This is a genomic window from Leptolyngbya sp. FACHB-36, assembly GCF_014695955.1.
GTDB lineage: Bacteria > Cyanobacteriota > Cyanobacteriia > Leptolyngbyales > Leptolyngbyaceae > FACHB-36.
Genome location: NZ_JACJPG010000365.1, coordinates 1 through 5218 on the forward strand (window position 1 = coordinate 1; position 5218 = coordinate 5218).

The window sequence follows — 5218 nt, forward strand, 5'->3', positions numbered from 1 at the left end:
GTTGGGGCGCGAACATTGGCAACAATGTCTCTACAGTACAGTTCAATCAAATGCTAATTGACTGGTTCAATCAGTCTATACCGCTTTTTCAACAAATTATTGCCAAACAACCCGAATACAAAACCCAATGGCAACCGTTTCTTCCTTGGATGAACGTGTTCTATAACTACACGCAGGGTGAGGAATTAGCCAGAGCAAACAAATTCCAGCAGGCAGCAGTGGTGTATCGTCAAGCCTTGACGCAGTGGAAAAAACTATCGCCGCGCGATCTGGAAGCCGCCGCAGTTCAGGTAAATTTTCACACGGCAGGCACTAATTTTACAGGGACTTCCACGCTTGAGTCTCTGGGCATCATGCCGTTAGTCCTAGAGATCTTTGGTCAGGGAGGCTATGTCTACCATGCTAAAACCTACACTGCCCTGGGTAAGATGCTGTTGGCACTGGGCAAGCCTCAAGAAGCGATAAAAGCGCACCAGCAAGCCGTGCAGATCTTGCAGGCAGGTCGCGATCGTGCTGCAAAAACTCCTGCTCGTACTCAACCAACCAATGCACTCGACCAGTTTGTGCGGTCCTTATGGACACTCTTTTGGGCAAAGATACCAGATGCTGCAACTGCCGATGCGTTTTTCCAGTTAGGGAAAACCTACGCCGCAAATCGACAGTATCCCCAAGCGCTAGAATTCTATCGTCGTGCCCTACCGCTGTGGCGCAAAGCGAGTGAGCGGTTGCAGGAGGTTGATACCTATTGGGAAATGGCGATCGCGCAACGGCAGCAGGGCGATTTAACCCAGGCAAAAACGCAAATTGAAACGGCGATCGACCAGCTTGAACAGGGAGGTGGATTTCAGACTAGCTACGAATTGCAGAAATTGAATTCTGCCAATCCCAGAGTGCCTCAGAAACCTAGCCTCTACAAGTCTTACCTCAACCTAGCAGACTATCTCGCCTCAAAGCATAACTACTACGGGTTCTACATTGATTTATTGATGCAACTGCATCAGCAATCGCCGACCGCTGGCTACGCAGAGTTGGCATTTCAAGCCAGCGAGCGATCGCACGCCCGCAGCCTTCGTGCCCTGCTAAATGGCGCAGTGCGCCCCGATGCGGCGAACCCATCTTCCGTACAAGTGATTCAACTCGCCCAACCTCTGCCCCTTAAAGACCTGCAACGGCAGCTTCTAGACGACAAAACCCTTCTGCTGGAATATGCTCTGGGTAAAGACCGCAGCTATTTGTGGGCAGTGACGCCCAAGGGGCTGCAAAGCTACACTCTGCCGAAACAAGCTGATATCGAAGGCATCGCGCGAGACTGGATCGAACTGTTGCAGTCGCCCATCTATCAGATGGGCGATCGACGCAGCGCGGCTCCGTCAACTTCTACCGTTGCGGTTCAGGTCGATGCCGCCGCGCAGCTCAGCCAGATGCTTCTAGAACCCGTCGCGGCACAGTTAGGCAACAAACGCCTGCTAATCGTCAGCGATGGCATTTTGCATTATTTGCCATTTGCCGCTTTGCCTCAACCCGGAACCGGGGGGAAAAATCAGCCCCTATTCGTCGATCACGAAATCATCGGTCTTCCCTCTGCCGCATTGCGAATCGGGTTGCAGCAACGAGCCAATGCCAAAGCACCCACTCAAACCTTAGCTATCCTGGCAGATCCAATTTTTAGTCGCGACGATCGACGGCTCCAACAGCACTCTCGTACTTCCGATGCTGAAATCCTTTATGAACGGCTACCCGGAACGCGGCAGGAAGCCAGTCAAATTGCGCAATTGGTTCCTCCCGCTAAACGCCTACTGAAATTGGATGCGGCTGCTAGTCGTCAGGCGGCAATTAGTCCAGAATTAGCGCAGTACCGCATCGTGCATTTTGCCAGTCACGGCACGCTTAATAGCCAAAATCCGGAGCGATCCGGCATGGTGTTGTCGATCGTCGATGACCAGGGAAACCTTCAGCGCAGCCTTTTGTCGACTGCAGATACGTTTAACCTGAAGCTGTCGGCAGATCTGGTGGTGCTGAGTGGCTGTACCACAGCACTGGGTAAAGAAATCCAGGGCGAGGGGTTGATCGGTCTAACAGGTGGATTGATGTATGCAGGAACTAAGCAGGTGATTGCGGGGTTGTGGAATGTGGATGATGACTCGACGGCGCTGCTGATGACGCAGTTGTATCAAGGCATGTTGCACCAAGGCTTGTCGCCTGCTGCCGCTCTAAGAGTCGCACAACTCAAACTGTGGCAAAGCCAGAAGTGGCAAGCCCCATATCATTGGGCTGCTTTTGCCCTGCAAGGAAGTTAGCCGATCGCCTCGAACGCCAGCGTTAAGGACAGCGATGACCTCCTCAGCCCTTCAAATCATGCCTCTACCAAAGTTAGACCAGTTCTCTAAATTCCAGCGACCGATCAAACGACTAAAACGTAGACGAACTGGAGCTTCTGCAATTCCGAATTGCAAATTCCGAATTACGAATTGGTATTACTCAAAGCGGATGGGTGAGGCGGCGTAGTCGATCGAGTTGCACTTTCCCGCAATCGACTTTGCACTCTTCCGTCCATCAGGTCTGTAGATAGAACGAATGTGTTTTCAATTCCTTTTGCTTACGATTTAACTCAAGAACAAAGCGCTGCACGACTGAAGTCGTTGTCAACCTGGATGCATTCATTGATCCGTCTCCATACCTGAATGATCTCGATTGCATGGGTCAAGCCTAATATTTGGAGCCATTATCGTGAACACTGATTCTGCAACTGGACTATCAACTGCCTTTGAGCTGAACGATCGCTCCTTATTCCGCAGCCACGCTTTTACTGAATTGAACTCACAGTTTGCACGTTCCAGTTCGCAAGTGGTTGCCGCCAATCTGGAATTGAATGGAGCGGGAGGTCAAAAAACATTTGAGATCGATCGTGGCAGCGGCAATACAACCATTAATAACTTCGGCGGTGCTGGAGCTAGAGACAAACAAACAACTGCCATTCTGGCAGAGCTAGATATCCTGAAATTTGAGGGGGTAGGACTCACCGCCAAAAACCTGCTCTTGGCGCAGCAAGGCAGCAATTTGGTAGTTTCGTTTGAGGGAGTCTCCGATGTTCAAGTGACGCTGAGAAATTTTCAGTTAGAAAACTTAGACAATTATTCCGCCACATCGCTTTTTGGCAACATTGAGTTTGAGGGCGATCTCACTATTCAAGACAGCTTTGATGTGTTTGACGCAAACTGGCAACGCAGCCAGATCTTAGCCGGACAGCCAAATCGAGTCACGTTTCTCAACGATTTGAATAACACAGTTCAGGGCTTTGATAATTCTAACGACGTGATCAATGGGCAGGGCGGAAACGATGTCATTGATGGATTGAGCGGGAATGACCTGCTGCGGGGCAACGTAGGCGATGACACGCTTCAAGGTGGCGCGGGCAATGACACGCTTCGAGACGGACTGGGGCAGGATGTTCTGATTGGCGGCAGCGGCGGTGACGTGTTTGTGCTGGCACCCAGTGCAGGAACGGATTGGATTGTGGATTTCAGCCTGAGTCAGCCCGATCGCCTTGGTTTAGCCAATGGTCTGACTTTTGATCAAATCACGATCGCGCAAGGAACAGGCGCAAACGCCAATAATACGCTGATCAGCACCAAAGCCGGAGAGCTTTTGGCGATTGTCAATGGCATCGTTGCAACTGCCCTGAACAATTCAGCATTTCTGACGCTATCTAACACAGGATTAGTGACGAGCCAGGGTGTACAAACGATGAAAGTCGATGTTGCCCGAGATCGCTTTAGCGTTGATGGTACGGGAATCACGATCGGCGTAATCTCGGACAGCTTTAATAATTTGAATGGAGCCGCAAATGATATTGCCAGCGGTGATTTGCCTTCAAACTTTGGCGTTATCAAGGATTTAACCAGCGGTGGTACTGACGAAGGACGCGCCATGATGCAATTAATTCATGACGTGGCTCCGGGTGCGAAATTGCTGTTTCGCACGGGCTTTCCCGATCAAGCTGCCTTTGCTCAAGGTGTCCAAGATTTGGTCAATGCAGGTGCCGATATTATTGTGGATGATTTAGTTTATCCAAATGAGCCAATGTTCCAGGATGGCTTTTTGGCTCAGAGAGTGAATCAGGCGGTAGCGAGAGGCGTTGCTTATTTCACCTCGGCAGGCAACAATGCCCGTGAGAGCTACGAAAATCCGTTTCGATCGGCGGGATTCTACCCTAGCTATGGAGAACTGCATGACTTTGATCCAGGAGCTGGAGTAGACTTCTCTCAAAGCGTTACAATTCCTGTCAGCGCTCGCCCATTGCAGATTTCGTTTCAGTGGGATTCACCGCTTGGTCGCTCTCCCAACGACCTCGACATCTATTTAGCAGACCGTTTAAACAGCAGAATTCTGGCACAAACTAGAACTGCAAATGTGGGTGGCGATCCGATCGAAGTTCTCAGTTTTCGGAATGATGGATCTTATGGCTCGAATGAATTTAATCTGCTCATTGGCAAGCGGGAAGGTGCTGCTCCTAGCAGAATGAAATATATTGCAATCAGTCAGGAAGGCTTTCAGATCAATGAATATGACAGAGATCGCTCAACCGTGTTTGGGCACAAAAATGCTAGCGGGGTAGCAGCCGTGGGAGCCGTTCCTTATTTCGCTCCATCTCGGCTGGAATCCTTTTCTTCCTTGGGCGGCACTCAAATTTTGTTTGATCAAGCAGGTAATTGGTTGTCCCAACCGCAACTTCGCCCCCAACCTAGATTTGTCGCGCCAGACGATACTGACACCACCTTTTTCTCTGAGCAATCTCCCGATCGAGAACGGAATGGATTCCCCAACTTTCCGGGTACATCAGCAGCGGCTCCTCATGCCGCCGCCGTTGCAGCTTTAATGCTGCAAGCCAATTCCGAGTTAACTCCAGCAACTCTCTACAAGATTTTGGAGAATACCGCCTGGGATCTTGATGATCCTTACACTCCTGGATTTGATGCTGGGTTCGACTACGCCAGTGGGTACGGTCTCATCCAAGCTGATCGCGCGATCGATAGCATAATTAATCAACTCACTTAAGCGCTTGGTACGCGACTACTAACGGGGATGACTCGCTCTCAAGCTTGCTACTGGATGCATCGCTTACATTTGATGTTGACTGTAACTGGATGGTGGAACTTCTACTTAATGACAGCATGAAAACTACAGCACAAACCGGGGCAGGCGGAATTTTCAACCTAAT

2 protein-coding genes are annotated in these 5218 nt (G+C 50.3%); both read left to right on the forward strand.

Annotation, left to right across the window (positions count from 1 at the left end; genetic code table 11):
• Positions 1–2297, forward strand: a 2297-nt coding sequence (locus H6F43_RS10265; RefSeq protein WP_190342684.1) for a CHAT domain-containing tetratricopeptide repeat protein, incomplete at its 5' end; no start/stop codon positions are given.
• A gap of 430 nt (positions 2298–2727) precedes the next feature.
• A complete protein-coding gene (locus tag H6F43_RS10270; RefSeq protein WP_190342685.1) occupies positions 2728–5055 on the forward strand; it encodes a S8 family serine peptidase in 2328 nt (775 codons plus the stop codon).
• Positions 5056–5218 lie beyond the last annotated feature (163 nt).